This window comes from uncultured Tateyamaria sp. (assembly GCF_947503045.1).
In the GTDB taxonomy this organism is placed as follows: domain Bacteria; phylum Pseudomonadota; class Alphaproteobacteria; order Rhodobacterales; family Rhodobacteraceae; genus Tateyamaria.
In genome coordinates, this window is sequence record NZ_CANNCF010000002.1 from 506,210 (window position 1) to 525,000 (window position 18,791).

Sequence of the window (18,791 nt, forward strand, 5' to 3'; positions counted from 1 at the left end):
AAAGTTGTACGATCCACGTGCGTACACGCTGTTGCTGTCGTGCTTGCGATGGCCGCTCAACCGCTTGCGGCGCAGGACCAACCAAGCACCGGAGACTGGCAGGCAATCTGCGACGATCAGGGCTGCCGCCTGGCCCAAAGCCTCGTTCTGGCGCAGTCCGAAACCACGGTTCTGATGGCCCGCGTCTTTGACAGCGCAACGCCAACACTGGTGCTGACCGTGCCGCTGGGCAGCTTTCTGAAACCGGGTCTGCTGATGGCCATCGATGACGGGGCACCAAGGGCCTTCGCATTTGAAATCTGTGATGAGTTTGGCTGCCACGCAGGTGTGCCTCTCGATGACGGGTTGCTGCGTGATCTCAAACGCGGGCTCAAGGCCGAGATCGCCTTTGTCGACGGCACCCAGGAACAGGTGTCCCTGTCGCTGTCACTGGTCGGCTTTACCAACGGCATGCAGCGCCTGACCGAGGCGCGCAGCGAATGATTTCGCGGCGCACGTTTCTGTCCGGCACCGCCGCCTCCGCCCTGCCCCTGCGCGCATGGACCGAAGACCTGACCAGCGGCGACATCATCGAGACTGCCACAGGCAAAACGCTCGGATTTCAGGAGCTGCTTGACCAGCTTGAACAGGCGGACACGATCCTGATCGGCGAACGGCACGGCTTTGCCCCTCATCAGAACCTGGTCGCCCTGATCCTCGAAGAACTGGCCTTGCGCGGACGCTTTCCGACCCTCGCTCTCGAGATGCTGGAACCCGCCCAAATGCCCGCGCTGGAGGCCTACCGGGCGGACAACCCCGAATATGTAGGCGCATTGGGCGCTGCACTCGACTGGGCGAATACCGGCTGGCCGGCATGGAGTTTCTACGAGCCGATCTTCCGCGCGGCGTTCCGGGCGAAGCTGGACGTGGTGGCGGCGGATTTGCCGAGAGAGGAGCAGCGGGACATTGACCAAAACGGCGAAATCGTTCCGTCACAGTTTTCATGGTTGATCGACTATTGGAAACCTATTGTAGCATCTATTCAGTGCAATCCGATTTCCGACCGATGGATCGAAAATGTTGCCACCAGACAGACGGTCCGGGATCGACACATTTCTGCTATGATTGTACAAGCGCACAGTCCATTGGTCGCTCTTGTCGGGAACCGCCATATGGAACCAATTGAAAAACTCTTAACTGCGCGGGAAAGTACCGCGACAACAGTAGGGCTTGGGATGCTGGACGGGTATACCCCAGGCTTCCTTTGGCACGACGCTTCTGCTCAAGGTCCATCAAACTGCTGAATGCTTTTTCTGTGCGATTTCGATTGCCCGATCCACATAGTCAACTGTTATGTAGGGTAGAAACCCGGATTTGTCTCCATCCTCGAATCTACTCTTGATCAAATTGAGCGTTTCATTTTCCTGGCAAACAGCCAATGCAGCAAGATGGTGTAGCGGACCTGAGCCAAACTCGGAGTATTGTGTCACTAGCTTTCGGACAGTTTCATCCAGATTCCGCTGAGACCACCACTCCTGAAACTCAGTTTCCATCCCGGCAAAATCTTCGTCGATATATTCGGAACGGCTCCGAACAATCCGGCATTGCTCAATGGGTTCCTGCGCGGGCACTCCATCACCTGAGATCTTCGCCACAGCATGATTGAACCGTTCCGGCGCGGCCGAGCAAATAAATGTAACTCTTGTTTCACCCCGTGCTGGACGCGCCTGGATGATGATCTGCGCCTGTTCAGCAGCTTTGGATGTTCGCGCCACAACTTCTGTTTTGTCTCTGGAAATGGTCCATCCCCGTCCCGACAAAGATATTGCAGCTTGGTCGACGACCTCCTTCGTCATTGCCCATTCAATCCTGGAAAGCTCTGTTCGTAGATATTGATACCATTCGGGTAGCCTTGATCCCTCAACCGCACACCGGGCCGCAGACCCAAAGAACGAGCAACATCCCCGGTTGGAATGGAAGAACCATTCCGGATTTGCGGATAGATCAAGGTCTGATTGGTAGAAAGGGTAGCATTCCCGGTTTTCACTTCAATGATCCCAACGATCCGTCCCGATGATGGGTCGCGATAAACAATGTCAGGAAGACAGTAGTCTGGGCCGCAAGAAGCATGGAACCGGACGTCGTTTGCAACTTCATAACCCAAATCTTCGAGCTGCAGCGATATGTCATCCACATAAGCCTGATGATGCGCGCGTTGATCGCGAAGCGGGTTCGATTGCAAATTGTTGGACAGGTTCGGCCGCTCAGCGGGATTGGACGCCCGAACTTTTACACCATCTCTGAAAATCCAATATCTTCCACCACTGTCGCGGAAAACCTGTTCACCAAGAACCGGATCACCAACGGGATTGTAACGGCCACTGTTGGGTCCAGTAACCGTACCATCCTGGTTGCGCGTGTAGTTGGTGGGAACGTTGTCGCGACGCGAAGCCGCCAGTACGTCATCAACGCCAACGCGGCGCCCAGCAGTCACGGCTTCATCGCCGATGCGAATAATATTTTGAACCGCATCCCCCGCCAAAGGAACAAAACCGATACCCGCAATAAATATTCCTGCGATGTCACCGTCACCAATTGCAGTAATCAGATCGTGCGCATCCATCGCATCGCCGACAACAGGCACAAAACCGATCGCAACTCCAAAGAACGCACTCATTGCCGCTTGACGTTCAGCGGCGGTGTAACCGTGCTCATCAAGGAAAGTATCCTGCGCAACGGCCATTTCGTTTACCAACTGAAATTGGTCACCGGTTTCAATGTAAGACGCGATAGCAGTCAAAAGCATCGCCGAGTTAAAGCCCCTCGCATATGGGACATTGGCTTGTGACGTTGATCGGAATTCTGCCAAGTGTGCGACGGCATCAGCACCATAAGTCTGAACAAAATCAACGATGAGCTGTGGATTTTCCTGTGCACACGCGATGATGAAATTCGTGAAAGTCCGCGACATCTGTTCGCGTACACCAAGCGGCAGAGAAACAGCACTTTGGCCATTCACAACCCAGTCGCGCCACAATTCCACGAGTTCATTTAGGTCGGCGGCCGCGATTTCACAGCGACCAAGCAGATCACAGTCCACACTTAGAACGATGTTTCCGTCCGCGTCATAGAGAGCTTGCTCAGCAATCGCCATCAAAAACAACTCATCCTCAGGGATCCCACCGTTTGGATACTGTTTCTCCAACTCGATCACGCGCCGAATTGCATTTACAGATGCTTGGAATTCCGGAAGAAGAGTTCGCGAAATCGCCTCCGAAATCGGCATCCCACTTGCAATCATGCGACGATAGACAGTCACCGCGATGTCCCCCCGCGCCCGTACTTCATCCGGCACGTTGGCCGTCGCGGCACGGATGTAGTTCCCTGCCCCTTGCAAATCCTCGGCAAGTTGAACAAGGTTCAAGGCTGGCAGTTGCAGGTTGATATGCGTGTCTCGCGTGATCGTGTCGACTGCGTCCAGATCCTGGTTGATCTGCGAGATGTCGAAATCACTCTGGTTGCGCACAACAACATCGCCGCCCGATATAGTGGCGCGGGTAAAGCCTTCGGTGATGTCCAGCGAGAAGCCCGCAGTGCCGTCGAATGTCAGCGTCTCACCCACACCGATGTTCAGGCCCACATTCACCGAGTACGAATTGTGCTCGTTGAACAGGTTGTCGTGCACCAGGTAGCCGGTATCGAGGTAGAGCCCGTCGTTGCGGCTCGCGATGACGGCGCCCATCAGGTAGGTCGTGTTGTCCACGTAGATATCAAGGATGCGATGCGCGTCGATCATCGAAGGCGAGTCGACGTAGCGTGCGCGTCCTTCGGCGATATTGGCGTTGATACCGATACCGGACAGTGTGCCACCCGAGAATGACAGGCTCAGCCCGAAGCCCCAGCTGTTGGATTCAGACGTGTTTTGCTGGGAGGCAATGACCAGATCGTTGCCGATATCGAGATAAATGTTCCCGCCGGTCTCGCCCAGAATCTCGGTCGCATAGCCGTTCTCATCAAGGATCGCATTGCCCTCGGCGTCCTCCTCGACACCGATGACCGGACGGGCCTGCATCACGGCACCCAGCAGCAGCGCATCATTGCCCGTCACCAGCGTGATCGAATTCATCGCGTTGATCGAGGCGTTGCTGTAAAGCAGCGAGTTGCTATTTGACCCGCTGCCATCCACCGAAATCGTAAACCCACCAGAGAACAGCGAGACCCCGAACCCGAAGGACGAGGACTCGGTTGTGCGATCGTTGGCCAGCGCCGTGGCGAGGAAATCGTTGCCAGCGGACATGACCAGATCACGCCCGGTGTTAACGATGGTGCCGCCAGCCAGCTGGATATCGTTGCCTGCCAGCAGGAACATGTCGTTGCCGGCCCCGAGACGGCTCACAAGGCTTTCGTCCCATTCGCTGCGCGAGTGCCACGAGTCAAAGCGGAAGCCTATGCCCGCCGCTTCGAGCACGCAGCTGGTCAGGTTTTCGCCACCACATTGACCGATCTGCTGGATGGCCTGAATGTCGCTTGGGATAAAGCTTTCGGCCAGCTTGGAACCAAAGAGGTTCGTGCCTACTTCGGCGTCACGTGCGGTTCTGAGGGTGCGTGCACCGGACACGATCAGGGCCAGCGCCCCGTTCAGACGGCCCCAGCCATCTTCGGCTGTGGCCAGCTGATAGGCCGCGCCCAGCATCGGGTTGTCCGCGATATAGGCGTGGATCGGATCATTGTTGGCGTTGTCCAGCACCGCTTGGGTGATCGTGAACCGCGACGAGGTCAGGCCAAAGCTCCAGCCACTTTCCTCGAGGTACTTCCGGTTCGTCTTGGCGTCATAGACCATGTCATTGCCCGCCGTGAGCGACAGATCGTTCACCGCCAGCAGGATGACACCGATCCCGGTCAGATCGTTGCCTGCCTCGATGGATACGTCATAACCTTCGACCTGCGCCATGGAGGTTTCGAAGTTGTTGTAGCGCGTCTTGGTCGAGGAATAGGTCAGGAAGCCGGAGAAGCCGGAGTCCTTGTAGTAGTTGTGCAACTCGACCGAAATCGCATCCATGTAGACGTCATTGCCTGCCACGAGGCGCGCGTTGGCCCCTGCAGACACATAGCTGCCCGAACTGTCGATATTACGGCCTGCCACAAGATCGATGTCACCAAAGGATGTCTGGAACACACCGGACTGCATCGCAGCCGAGTACCGTTGATCGACGGTGCTGCCTGTGCGGATTCCGAGGAAACGTTTGGTTCTCTTGTAGTAGTAGCTGAGGAAGTGCGCCGTCTGGATATCGTTGTAGATATCGTTGCCCGCTTCGGCATAAAGGCTGCCTGCTGCTGCGACCTGGCTTGCGTCGTTCAGGATGTCGACGCCAGCTGTCATGATCAGGCCCTGGCCCGTCATGATCTCACCCGGCGCGAACAAATAGGCGTCGCGGCCACAGGCGTGGTAGCCGCAATTGTGTTCCGCCGTCAGCGTGTAGGTCACGCGGGTCGACTTGTTCACAATGTCCTTGGCCGCGTTCAGGATCAGGTTGCCACCTGCCGAAATCGTACCGGAATTCCAGATGACACCGTTGCCCGGCTCATAGGTGTATCCCTCGTCCGTGTCGCGCGCGGCATCCCGGGCCGCCGCGATAACGGCCATATTGACAGCACCCAAATTCAATCCGTTGCCCAGCGCGGTGATTGTCAGATCACCATCGGCAATGATCGCAGCGCGCCGGTGCGAGAATTGACGCTGCTCTTCGGTGATGTTGAAGGAAAGATTCCCAAAGTTGAGAACGTTCACCACCACATCGACCGTGGAAGCGCCGAACCAGCTTTCGACCAGCACACCCTTGCCAGCGGTCAGCATGATGTCGCCACGGCTGGACAGGATCGCACCTCTGCGGATGTTGATGTCATCGCGGGTTTCGATGGTCAGGTCGGATTCGACATGGAACATCGCATTGCCCGACATGCGCAGGTCAGCCTCGAATTCTTCTTGGGTCACCTCTTCGGTTTCGCCATCGACAACCTGCGATACGGTGCCGACGATGTCGCCCATGCGGGCCGTGAATTCGTTCAGGCCGGTTTCAAAGGCACCGCCGTCCCCGACCTGCCAGCCAACCACGGAAAAGCTGCCCGCGCGGGCTATCACTGTCGCGTTTTGCGCAAGAACCGAGCGTGTTGCGATCGAAGCGGCGTTAAGCGTGATGTCCTGCTCAGCCATCATCGCACCAGAGCTGATGATAATACCGCTGTCCGAAACAACCGAGATGTTGCGCGCCTGAATGCGGCCGGGATCAATCCCGCGCTTGGCGTTCAAAAACACATCACGGGTGGCCTGCAACAGACCATCGTTGCGCAGGTTGAGGCCTGCGGTGGTCCGGTTCGCGGTCAGTCGGATGTCAAAGTTCGCGCGCAAATGACCGGTATTGGCCAGCACCCCATTCAACGATGTCAGGGTGATGTTGCGCCGATGGCTGGTGCCCTGCAGCGTCAGGTTGTTCTTGGCAACGATGGTCAGGTTGTTGGTGTTGCGCTGGCTCACCGCACCGTTCAACACGACACTGGGCGTGTTGGTGAAATCATAGGTGGCAGCGGAAATGGACCCCGCCTTGATATTGGCCGTCTTGGCAACGTCCAGCACAAGGCGGTCGCCGACCACGACGCTTGTCAGATTGCGATAGGTCGCGCTTGCATCGGCATTTCCAAGGGCCTCGATCCGCAGGTTGTGCGTCTGGATCAGGCCGCGATCCATGGTGATGCTGCCCGATTGCTGGGCGTATTGGGACACGGTGCTCGACCCGATCAGATCGGTATCCGCGAGGGTCAGCGTATTGGCGTTCTGGCGGACGTCCTGACCGCGCAGTACAGTCTTGACCACCGCGGCGTTGATATTGGCTGCAGAGGTCGTGTACTGCCCCCCGCCACCGGCACCGGCATAGGTGTTCACAAGGCCGCGGCCATAGATTTCTGCACCGACCAGATTGATGTGGCCACCCCAGTTGACGACCATGTTGATCGCTTTGCCGTCGGTCACGCGGTTCTCGACCCCGGCCTTGAGGTTGGCCAGCGTGCTGGTCACGGAAAGCGTGCCCACCTCTTTCTGACCGGCCAGCATGTCGATCTGACCATTGGAGGACACCAGCGCATTGGTGATGGTCATGTTGCGGCCCGCGTTCAGATTGACGCTGCCCACGCCGCGGAATGCACCCCGGCGGGTTGCGACGGAATGACGGGCGATGATGTCCACATGGGCCTTCACGTTCAGGGCCTGGCTCGAGGACATATTGTAGGTGTTGATGACCGACCCGGCGGTGGATTCGATGTTCACGTCCTTGGCCGCCTGCGCGTTGCCCAGAGTGATGTCACCGCCGCCTTTGATCTCAAGCCAGTTGTTGTCCGAGCGCACCAGATACCCGGCCTGAATCGCACCGGTGCCGGACTTGATGCGCACCCAGTTGTCACCACGGATACCGCGGTTCAACGTCACACCGTCACGGGCATAGATGTCTATGGCCCCTGTCGTGTCGATATTGAACTGGCTGGTGAAACGGCCCTGCGACACGTTTGTCTGGAAATGCAGGAACTCTGCATTGTCATAGACCTGCGCATAAAAGCGCGGTGTCAGACGGCTCTGAAATTTCAGCCAGCTGCCCGCGTCGAAAAATCCCGCATCGGCATAAAGCGTGTCACCGGCCTTGAGCACCATGTGGCGCCCCGCAACCAGGTTTGCATCGCGCGCTCCGGTGGTGTCTTCGAGGTGCAGGTTCCGTTTGGCGATCAGCGTCACATCCGTGCCCGCACGCACATCAGCGGCATTGTTGGACAGGGCTGCGTTGGTGGATTCCAGACGGATGCTGCCACCGGCCACAATGCTCGCGCGATAGTTCTGGACGAAGCCGGCGGCGACCATACGCACATCCGTGCCAGCCGTGGTGTTGGAATCGTCCGTATCTTCGATGCGGTGTCGGATCTCGCCCCGCGCGAGGTAGTCGACCTTGCCGGTCTTGGCGTGGGTTTCACTGTCATAAATATAGACCGAGCGCGCATCGCTCAGGGTCACGTCACGGCCTGCAGTTACAAAGCTGTCGCGCAGCAGGTAGTCGTAATAGGCATCCAGGCTGACATCATAGGCGCCATTGCGCGCGGTCAGACGGTGGCCGGTCAGCAGGTAAAGGTGATGATCGCTGTCGATGGTCACACCACTGGCCACAAGCGAGCCGCCGGTTGCGCGGAATTCGCCCTTGGACTTCAGATTGGCGGACCGGGCGGCGGTCATCACCGCATATTCGTTGTGAATGCTCGACGCCGTGCTGGTCTGGGACAGGGTTGTGCCCGCAATCAGGTCAGACCGCCGCGTCCATATGTTGCTGGTGCCGGAGTTGAGCTGCAGCGCCTTTTTCAGCGTCCCGGCAAAGCCTGAAGTCGACAGGTTTGCGTCAGTACCGGATTCCAGCCGCGACCGCACAGCGCCGTAGTCGATGACGCGCAGGTGGTTGGAGGCCGACATCGTCAGACGCCCACCCGCGGTGACGGATGCCCCGTCGTTATAGATGTTCACCGCCTGGAATTCGGCAGTGCCCTTGGCAATCACCCGCGAGGAATAGCGGTTGTAGATGTTGCCATGGGAGGACCGGACAGCCACGTTGGACCCGCGCGAGCGGATCAGCGCATTGGTGTCATTGTGCAGGTTGGTGCGCGACGTGATGCTGACCGCACCGCCAGCATTGATGTTGCCGTTGTTGACCACGTGGGAATTGGCGCTGGACACGCTGATCCCACCAGACGCCCAAAGCCACGGATTACGGCTATAGGCATCGTTGATGTCCACGCTGCCGGTCGAGGCCAGAGTGATCCCGCCACCATTCGCCGTTAGGCCAGAGCCTTTGATGTCCACCCCGTTCGACGTGATCGAGATCGCGCCGGATGCGGTCAAATCAGAGTTGCGCTGATAGAACCGGTGCGCAGCGTCGATCGTGATGTTTCCAGCCGTCGCCGTCAGGGCCGCCGGGTCCAGCAGGATGTGCCCGCTGGTCGAGCTCAGCGAGATCGACGTGGCCGTGATCGGCGTACCGAAAAGGCGAATGCCGCGATTGTCGTAATTGCTGGAAAACGCGGTAAAGCTGCCGCCTTGGGTAAAGGTGCTCCCGGTTGTGACTTCGACCTGTCGGTCGGTCGACCCGACGCGCATGTTGCCACCTGCAACCCAGTCGGACGCAACAGACCAAAGGTGGGACACGCCGGCTTGCGCAGTCAGGTTCCGCCCCGCCTCGAGACGGCCACGGGTGGTCGACCACTTGTGGTTCTCGATGGCGTGCGATGCAGTGAGGTTCAGATCGGTGTCGATGGCGTGAATAGTGCCGCCATGGTTAAAGATGTGACCGCGATCCGCGCGGACCGACACGGACTTTCTGGCGTGCAGCGTGGCGTTGTAACGGTTGTAGATGCTGCCATAGGTCGACCGCACCGACACGTTGCCCAAACGCGAGCGCATCAGCGCGCCATGTTCGTTGTGCAGGTTGTTGCGCGACGTGACAGACACGTTTCCGCCGCCGTTGATGATGCCGCGGTTTTCGAAATGTGAATTGGTGCTGGCGATGGTGATCGCGCCTGCGGCCCAGATCTGCGGATTGCGGGTGTAGGCGTCATACAAGCGCACATTCGATCCCGAAGTGAGCGAGATCGCTCCGGCCGACGATTTCAAAAGCGATCCGTCAATCTCAGCCCCGTTCGAGGTGACAGTAATGTCACCGGGCGCCGTGACATCGGAATCGCGCTGATAATAGCGGCCCGTGCTGTCGATTGTGATCGTCCCTGAGGTCGCAGTGAGATCGCTGCCGGGCTCCAGCAGGACATAACCGGTGCCCGAGCCAAGATGGATCGACGTGGCCGTGATCGGCATGCCCGACAAGTTCACGCCGCGTCCGCTCCAGTTGCCGGATCGCGCGCTGAATGCGCCTGCAGTCGCAACCGTTGCGCCACCCCAGAATTCAACGCTGTGCGTGCCTGCGTTGATCGAGATATTGCCGGTATTCGCCACCCAATCCGACGTGCGCGTCAGGATGCGGCCTTGGGTCGAATTGATCGAGATGTTGCGCCCGGCCTGCAGCTTGGCCCGGGATGCACCGTCGTTATAGACCTCGACCTGCGCGCGCGAGTTCGAATTGATGTCGCGCCCTGCCATCAGCGTTCGGCCATGAAGGTAGATATTGTTGCGGCTGTCCATCCGCACATCGCGCCCCGCCACCACGTTCGAGGCATAGCGATAGTAGATGTGGCCGCCCACACCCGCCTTGAGCGTCACATCAAGGTCACGCGCCTTCACGGTCGAATTGGTCTGCACAGCGACGTTGTTGCGCGCGCTCAGATAGGCATATCGCTTGGCATCTATGGCCGCGTTGCGCGTGTCAACATGGCTGTTGTTGCTGATCACATCAACCGACCCAGTGGTCGATTTCAAGACAGGGTTGCGCCCATACCCGTCATAGATTTGCACCCAGTTTCCGGAATCGTACTTCATGTAGCCGACCGACTGGCTGCGCGACCCGGTCAGGCTGACACCATTTGTGTTGACCATCATCGCCGCCGCCGAGGTCAGATCCGAATCGAGTTGATGGAAATGGCGCCCGGCCGTCAGCAGCAGATCGCCTGAAGTCGTGGTCAGATCGCTTCCGGGATAGAGAACGATACGCCCGGCAGTGTTCAGCGTCATCGACGTGGCACGCAGTGCAACACCGTCGAGGTAGATGCCGTCATAGTCGCCGCCCGACTCGCCCGAGGTGATCGACAACGCGCCGCCCGTGGTCAACTTGGCCGCATCCCACATCTGAACGCGATCCACGCCTGCGTTGATTGTGACGTTGCCCCCCGCCTTGATATCGGATCGGCGGTTATAGACGTCGCCCGCCGCCGAAGTGATGACCAGATTGCGACCCGCATCCAGAACGGCGCGGTTAGCGCCCACATGGTAGTTCTCAAGTCGGTTGGCCAACGTCAGGCGGATGTCGCGCAAGGCGGTGACCGGCTGACCGTGGTTGTACATCGCATTGGCATTCACATTTACGTCGCGCTTGGCCCAAATGCGGGCTCCGGTGCGGTTGTAAAGGTTCTTGCCGCCGCCCGTGTTCACATCGTTCAGATTTGCCTTCACCAGCGAGCCGAGCTCGTTGACGACATAATTGGTCCGAGCATTCAGGGTGACGGTATTGCCTTCGACATGGCTGCGCTGAATCCAGACATCGCCGGAGGCGTCCAGCGTCACATCGCCCGAGGCTATTGCCCCGTTATTGGTCAGCGTGATGGTGCCGCGATCCGTATCAAGACGCACATTCTTGGTTGTTCCATAAGAACGGATGTAGCCCGACATCGCAGCGGCCGTGGTGTGGGTGGACGTGATGTTGCCTGCCCGTTTGCGACCCGCCAACAGGTCGATATTGCCATGGGACCAGATGCGCCCGCCCGCGTTGGTGATCGAGGACCCGGCCCAGATGTTGATGCCGCCTCCACCGGCATACATGGTCGAGGTGCCGTTGATCAGCGAGTGCTCCGCATCAATGTCGATGCCAACACCCCGGGCGTTGCCCTGAACATAGATGTTGCCGGCCGTAGACTGCAGAACCAGATTTGCGCCCGAAGATTCCGAGTTCGCAACGCGCATGTTGCCGGACGACACAAATCGCGTCTGCCCGGTCGTACGTGTGGCATAGTTCTGGTTCACCTCGCCATGGGTCGATTGGAGATAGATCGAGGCCGCCGTGATCGAACGGTTGCCCGTCAACGTCCCGCGCGAGGCGATGTTGACCGTGCCCGGCGTGTTGATGGTGAAGGTGTTGGTGAACGCATCGCCCATCTCGCGAATGCGCAGGTTGCGGAACTGGGCCGCATCAATGGAGACCTGATCAAATGCAATGCCGCCACGGGCATCGATGTTCAGCGTGCCAGTGGTGGCCCGGAAATGGGCATTGGTCAGGTTGATGTTGCGCTTTGCGATGACGTCGACATTGCCCGCTGTCGAAAAGTTGTGCGACCAGCGCCCGTGCGAGCGCAGGTTGATGTCGTAATGCGCCGTCTGCAGCAGGATGCGCCCGTTCGATTTGAACTCGCCCCCCAGGTTCTGGACGTGATGGCCCGCCTTAACGGTAACCGACCCAAGACCTTGGGTCTTGGCACCATAAAATACGCGGGTTCCGGAAATCAGCGGATCGCGGATACCATTATAGAGATCACGCACCGATCCACCGGTCATCGCGGCTATCTTGTTGGCAACCGACGTGGCTTTGGCCTTGGTGATGTTCGTTTTGAGATAGGCGCCGGAATTGGCCGTGCGATACACACCTTTCAACGCCTGCTGGGTCACGCTGCGCTTGGCATCCAGCAACACCGACTGCGCCGCGATCAGAACGCCGGAGTTGTTGATGTCATAGGTCTCGGAGGTGATCGTCAGGTTCTTGGCAGCCACCACACCACCATGACCGATCATATAGGCGCGGTCCGTCCAGTTGGTCGAACCGAGAATCTGCAAAGACCCAAGGTCAAAGCACCAGACAAGGCAGCCCTCCGGCGCCCCGCCAGTCGCAAAGAGCAGATCAATATTTCGGGCTGACCGCATGTTCCAGACTTCGCCCGCAACGATCTGTACGTCGCCGCTGGCGATGATTTCACCGACGTTAACGACCTTGTTCACCGCATCGTAAGTGGCCGTGGCCGACGCAATCTCGCCCGCGATCAGGATCGCATCGCCTGCGTTGATCTTGACGTTGCCTGTGGCCTGCATCCGGGCCGAGCTTGCTTGCGCAAAACTCAGCGCATTGATGTCGATATTGCGCTCGGCGGTGACGACACCCTGATCCTGCTGCACGGCACCGGCGGCTCCGCGGACAACAAAGTCACGCTTGGCCTGAACCGATGCATGGTTGATCCCGGCTTTGGAATGCAGCGACACGTCGGTGCTGGTCGATGTCAGTTTGCCACGGGTACGCACACCGAGGCCCGCCTCGTTGCCGATGATACGGATCTGACCGGCAGTCATCGCACCGAACTGCGTCGCATCCACCGCATAGAGGCTGCCAGCAGCACCTGTGCTGGTATTTGCACCAACCGCACGGTTGCGCGTGTTGTAAGTCGAAGCACCGCCGATGGCGTCCACCACGGTGGCATTCACCGGGCCATCCACAGTCACCGTCCGCCCGACAAGGCCCAGACGCCCATCCGCCGTGACACCACCACGCCCGATATGAACATTGCCCTGTCTGACGTTCAGGTTGACGTCGCCATTGGCGTTCACACTGGCCGCACCGGTGCTGAGCGTCGTGCGAGAGGAATTGATAAAGGCACAGCCGTCACAGGTGATTCCGTTTTGGTTGGTGATCACCAGATCGGCGGTCTTGCCGAAAATCTCGAAATTGCCCTTCAGGTTCGAACGCTGCGTACCACGCACATCATTGAGAATAACCTTGGCCTCGGCACCGGCGCTCAGCCGAGTGTTGCGGGCCACCGCGCCACCCGTGCGCGAGGCACCAGCGGCGGTCGAGTTGTTGAAAATCGCGCCGGAGTTCGTCGAAAAATTGGAATATCTGTTGACCGAGACGCCATTTGTGGGCGGCGCGATGTTGATCTGGGGTTTTCCGCCACCCGTCGTGCTGATCACGGGGCGCTGGCCAACCGCGGCTGATCCGTCAACGGTGATGGATTGTGCGGCTGCGATGGCAGGGTAGAAAATCAGCGAATAGGCGCACAGGATATTGACGAAAAAGTGGAGGGCCTTGCGCATCGCGGTACTCGCTAATTACATGTTTTCACAATTGTTAACCAATAAGTGATCACCTACTCAACCCTTAGGTGCTCGCCTTTTCAATTTTCCCGCGAGGTTTTGGGTCTCAACCACAGGTATGGATCGTGCCAGTCTCAATAAGAGCGATTCCTAACTCGGAATCGAGGCGTCGGCGGGCAAGGTTGCATGCAAGAAATGGGAGGGCCCCAGAAACACGAACCCCGGCCGCTAGGGCCGGGGTTCAGGTGTCCAATTGGTTGCGGGAGTAGGATTTGAACCTACGACCTTCAGGTTATGAGCCTGACGAGCTACCGGGCTGCTCCATCCCGCGCCATTTGGTCTGAGCGGTTTATGCCGAGTCGCCGGTGAGAGCAAGGGCATCCGCTGCGAAAGGCATCAGAAATCTGTCATATTTTCCGGCGCCGAGCGCACGGCAGAGCAATGCAGGCCTGGCGCTAGTTGCCGACGCATATACGCTCGGGAATGGCGATGCGTGACATGCCGTCAAAGAAGCCCGGCATGGCCTTTCTGCTGCTGCGAAGACTGCTGACCTTTTGCCCGCGCGCGAACATGATGCTCTCTGGAAAATAAAGTGAATATAATGGGTTATCACGGTTATTCTTGTGAAATTTTCTCACAGCCGGTGCGTTGTTCAAATCTGTCCACCCCTCAAGGCCGCTTTTGATCACGTTGTCGGATGAGGACAGGAGTCTCGATTTCCTGGCAAATTTCTGACCACGTTGTCCCAGCAACGGACGGCCAGCCACCGCGACGCCAGCGTATGGACGCCCGTTGTGCTCAATCACTTTGTGAAAGGCAACGACGCTGGAATGCGGCCTGCCATCAACCACCGTGCGGTTGCCAAATCCTGTCACGGAAAAGGACGCATCCAACGCAACCAGTATCCGGTTTTGCGCGTCAGCTGCATGCGTGGCGATGAAGAGTTGGAGAACGAAAAGCAGGCAAAACCGCATATGTGCAGTTTCCAAACACGATTTCAGTGCGCAAGGCCAGTTCAATTGTTTTGGATAAGCATCGACAGAGAGATACGAAGGAACTCAAAGGGCTTTTTAGGTTTGGCAGTGACCTACTCTCCCACGCCTTAAGACGCAGTACCATCGGCGCAACAGCACTTAACGGCCGGGTTCGGGATGGGACCGGGTGTTTTGCTTGCGCTATGACCACCAAACCAAAAAAGACCTTTGAATTCCTCAACATGTTGTCCAAGTCGCGTACGACTTTCGTTTTTAGCTGTGTATGCTTTTGATTTATCGTTCATCGCAAAACGTATGCAGTCTTGCTTTTACTGGATCAAATCAAGCCTATCGGGCAATTAGTACCAGTCAACTGAACGCATTACTGCGCTTACATCTCTGGCCTATCGACGTGGTGGTCTACCACGGCCCTCAGGGATACCTTGTTTTGAGGGGGGCTTCCCGCTTAGATGCCTTCAGCGGTTATCCTGTCCGATCATAGCTACCCAGCACTGCCGTTGGCACGACAACTGGTCCACCAGTGGATCGTTCACCCCGGTCCTCTCGTACTAGGGGCAACTCCTCTCAAGTATCCTACACCCACGGAAGATAGGGACCGAACTGTCTCACGACGTTCTAAACCCAGCTCACGTACCTCTTTAAACGGCGAACAGCCGTACCCTTGGGACCTGCTCCAGCCCCAGGATGAGATGAGCCGACATCGAGGTGCCAAACACTGCCGTCGATATGGACTCTTGGGCAGTATCAGCCTGTTATCCCCGGCGTACCTTTTATCCGTTGAGCGATGGCCCTCCCACTTGGGACCACCGGATCACTATGGCCGTCTTTCGACTCTGCTCGACTTGTCAGTCTCGCAGTCAGGCTGGCTTCTGCCATTGCACTCAACGAGCGATTTCCGACCGCTCTGAGCCAACCTTCGCGCGCCTCCGTTACGATTTAGGAGGCGACCGCCCCAGTCAAACTACCCGCCACACAGGGTCCCGGATCCGGATAACGGACCGCGGTTAGACATCAAGCAGAACAAGGGTGGTATCTCAAAGGTGACTCCACAACGACTGGCGTCGCTGCTTCAAAGTCTACCACCTATTCTGCACATGTTCGGCCTAATGCCAGTGTGAAGCTGTAGTAAAGGTGCACGGGGTCTTTCCGTCTAACCGCGGGTAACCGGCATCTTGACCGGTAATTCAATTTCGCTGAGTCTATGTTGGAGACAGCGGGGAAGTCGTTACGCCATTCGTGCAGGTCGGAACTTACCCGACAAGGAATTTCGCTACCTTAGGACCGTTATAGTTACGGCCGCCGTTTACCTGGGCTTCAATTCAGAGCTCTCACCCCTCCTTTTAACCTTCAGGCACCGGGCAGGCGTCAGACCCTATACGTCGTCTTGCGACTTCGCAGAGCCCTGTGTTTTTAATAAACAGTCGCCACCCCCTGGTTTGTGCCCCCAGCCCCTAGTTGCCTAGGAACCGGGCCTCCTTCTCGCGAACTTACGGAGGTATTTTGCCGAGTTCCTTCAACATAGTTCTCTCAAGCGCCTTGGTATTCTCTACCAGTCCACCTGTGTCGGTTTAGGGTACGATCTTATAGGAGGGCTATTTCCAGGAACCTCTAAGCAGCCCATTCAATCCGATAAGGATGAACTACCCTCGAGATCCGTCACCACTCCATGGCCCAGGAATATTAACCTGGTTCCCATCGACTACGCCTTTCGGCCTCGCCTTAGGGGTCGGCTTACCCTGCTCAGATTAGCTTTAAGCAGGAACCCTTGGACTTTCGGCGAGAGTGTCTCTCACACTCTTTGTCGCTACTCATGTCATCATTCTCACTAGTGATCTCTCCACCGGATCGCTCACGCGCCGGCTTCACAGAAAACTCCTTATCCTCCGCTGCATCCCGAGGGATGCAAAAGAGGATTGGAGTTATGTCACACTACGCTCTGCTACCATGCACTATGTGCATCCTAAGCTTCGGCTCATGGCTTGAGCCCCGTTACATCTTCGCCGCAGGACAACTTATTTAGACCAGTGAGCTGTTACGCTATCTTTAAAGGATGGCTGCTTCTAAGCCAACCTCCTGGTTGTTATGGTCGTCCCACCTGCTTTCCCACTTAGCCATGAATTAGGGGCCTTAGCTGTAGGTCAGGGTTGTTTCCCTCTCCACGACGGACGTTAGCATTCGCCGTGTGTCTGCCATCTAGTACTCCCGGGTATTCGGAGTTTGGTTAGGATCAGTAAGCCTGTGGGGCCCCATTACCCATCCAGTGCTCTACCCCCCGGGGTATTCGGATGACGCTCTACCTAAATAGATTTCGCAGAGAACCAGCTATCTCCGAGTTTGATTGGCCTTTCACCCCTAGGCACAACTCATCCCGACCTTTTTCAACAGGTGTGGGTTCGGACCTCCAGTAAGTGTTACCTTACCTTCATCCTGGTCATGCCTAGATCACTCGGTTTCGGGTCTGATCCACCTAACTCATTCGCCCTATTAAGACTCGCTTTCGCTGCGCCTACACCTATCGGCTTAAGCTTGCTAGATAGACCAAGTCGATGACCCATTATACAAAAGGTACGCTGTCAGGCCTCAAGGGCCCTCCAACTGTTTGTAGGCGTTCGGTTTCAGGAGCTGTTTCACTCCCCTCGTCGGGGTGCTTTTCACCTTTCCCTCACGGTACTGGTTCACTATCGGTCAGTAAGGAGTACTTAGCCTTCGAAGGTGGTCCTCCGATCTTCAAACAGGATTTCACGTGTCCCGTCCTACTTAATACGTCCAATCGTGCTTCCTATACGGGGCTGTCACCCGCTATGGCCGACCTTTCCAGGTCGTTCTAGTCACATTCATGGCTCGGCTGGTCCCCGTTCGCTCGCCGCTACTAGGGGAGTATCAATTGATTTCCTTTCCTCCGGGTACTTAGATGTTTCAGTTCCCCGGGTTTGCTCTTATAAACCTATGTATTCAGTCTATAAGTACCTGTTTCAGCGACATATTGAGTGCTTGCGCAACAATATGAAACTGTCAGGTGGGTTGCCCCATTCAGAAATCCATGGATCAAAGCTTATTCTCAGCTCCCCATGGCTTATCGCAGAGTATCACGTCTTTCATCGCCTCTTACTGCCAAGGCATTCACCAAACGCCCTTCTCGCGCTTGATTTGATCCAGAAAAAGAAAGACTTGCGTCTAACACGACCGCACAGCTGGTAACTAAATGCGGTCTTCTTCTGAGATCAAAAGCATACTTTACCCGCCGACATGTTTTGTAAGCATGCCGACAAATGAACAGGCGTTGATCTTGCGTTCCGTGCGGGACCGCAAGTACCTGTTCTGGTTAGTGTACTTGACTTGGACAACTCTGTTCTTTTTCAGCAGGGATACGTCAGATCGAACGAGGAAACATTCGACAAGTCGCCTTCTTTATCCGTCTTTCGCCTTGCGACTACTAAACTAGATGCAGAACCAAACTGAGATCATCGCCACACTCGGCGCGATCAAACAGTGTTGATTGTCATTTTGAGATTGCTCTCAAAATAACTGTATCTCTCTATACGATGTCAATGCGATTGCGTTTCCCGAAGGAGACCGTTCGCTGCGTCCAGATTGGACGAGTAAAAGCGCCGGAGCGCTCTTACTGATCTAATCCGTAAGTCAGGTTTTGAACCACTTGGGCAATCTGGTCTTGGCCAGGAATGGTATGCCTGGGGACCGTATCACGCCGTCATTCTCGTCATATTTCATATCCGATGTGATTGTCTCATGTGCGAGTGCAACCGCGTCGGACCATGGCGTAAAGTCCAGTGTTTCTGCTTTTTCAAAGAACCGTTTGGTGTGCGCATCAGCGCGCTTCCAACCCCAGCCAGGTACACCCGGCGCTCCGGACCGTGCCACCGCTTTGCGGGTCACGTTTCCATCTGCAAGCGCTGCGATACTCGCGAACTTGAGGTGTGCAAGGTAGGCACCTTGCGGAAAGGAGTAGCTGTAAGGCTTGTCCGTTTCGTTGGTCAGCTTCACGCCGTGCCTCATCAGAGGCGTATCCGCTTTCACTGCCCATGCCTTGCTGTAGTTTCCTG

6 protein-coding genes, 1 tRNA gene and 2 rRNA genes (1 of these 9 cut by a window edge) are annotated in these 18,791 nt (G+C 57.0%); 2 read left to right on the plus strand and 7 right to left on the minus strand.

Going from position 1 to position 18,791, the window contains the following annotated elements:
* Positions 1 to 48 precede the first annotated feature (48 nt).
* Both Q1A89_RS10890 and Q1A89_RS10895 read left to right on the plus strand, forming a co-directional pair.
* Entirely contained in the window at positions 49 to 483 is a 435-nt protein-coding gene (locus Q1A89_RS10890; protein ID WP_299729122.1) for an invasion associated locus B family protein, read from the plus strand.
* Positions 480 to 1,283 (plus strand): ChaN family lipoprotein, encoded by an 804-nt coding sequence (locus tag Q1A89_RS10895; protein ID WP_299727529.1) that lies wholly within the window; start codon positions 480 to 482, stop codon positions 1,281 to 1,283. The genes Q1A89_RS10890 and Q1A89_RS10895 overlap by 4 nt, the downstream gene beginning before the upstream one ends.
* On the opposite strand, the gene Q1A89_RS10900 is transcribed toward Q1A89_RS10895, so the two are convergent.
* The 7 genes from Q1A89_RS10900 to Q1A89_RS10930 all read right to left on the minus strand — a co-directional run.
* Positions 1,272 to 1,835, minus strand: a complete 564-nt coding sequence (locus Q1A89_RS10900; RefSeq protein WP_299727532.1) for a hypothetical protein — start codon at positions 1,833 to 1,835, stop codon at positions 1,272 to 1,274. The genes Q1A89_RS10895 and Q1A89_RS10900 overlap by 12 nt on opposite strands.
* Complete coding sequence (locus Q1A89_RS10905) at positions 1,832 to 13,735, minus strand: filamentous hemagglutinin N-terminal domain-containing protein (RefSeq protein WP_299727535.1); 11,904 nt, start codon at positions 13,733 to 13,735, stop codon at positions 1,832 to 1,834. Before Q1A89_RS10905 ends, Q1A89_RS10900 begins: the two co-directional genes overlap by 4 nt.
* A 254-nt stretch (positions 13,736 to 13,989) precedes the next feature.
* Positions 13,990 to 14,066, minus strand: a tRNA-Met gene (locus Q1A89_RS10910).
* 124 nt (positions 14,067 to 14,190) lie between these two features.
* A complete protein-coding gene (locus Q1A89_RS10915; protein ID WP_299727538.1) occupies positions 14,191 to 14,709 on the minus strand; it encodes a hypothetical protein in 519 nt (172 codons plus the stop codon).
* A gap of 100 nt (positions 14,710 to 14,809) precedes the next feature.
* Positions 14,810 to 14,924: ribosomal RNA gene (rrf, locus tag Q1A89_RS10920) — 5S ribosomal RNA — on the minus strand.
* Between the two features lie 123 nt (positions 14,925 to 15,047).
* Positions 15,048 to 17,878, minus strand: a 23S ribosomal RNA gene (locus Q1A89_RS10925).
* A 491-nt stretch (positions 17,879 to 18,369) separates the two neighbouring features.
* A protein-coding gene (locus tag Q1A89_RS10930) for a glycosyltransferase family 2 protein (RefSeq protein WP_299727541.1) crosses the window boundary here: on the minus strand, positions 18,370 to 18,791 show its 3' portion. 472 nt of this gene lie beyond the right edge of the window; only the last 422 of its 894 coding nucleotides appear in the window; the start codon falls outside the window, past its right edge; the stop codon is at positions 18,370 to 18,372.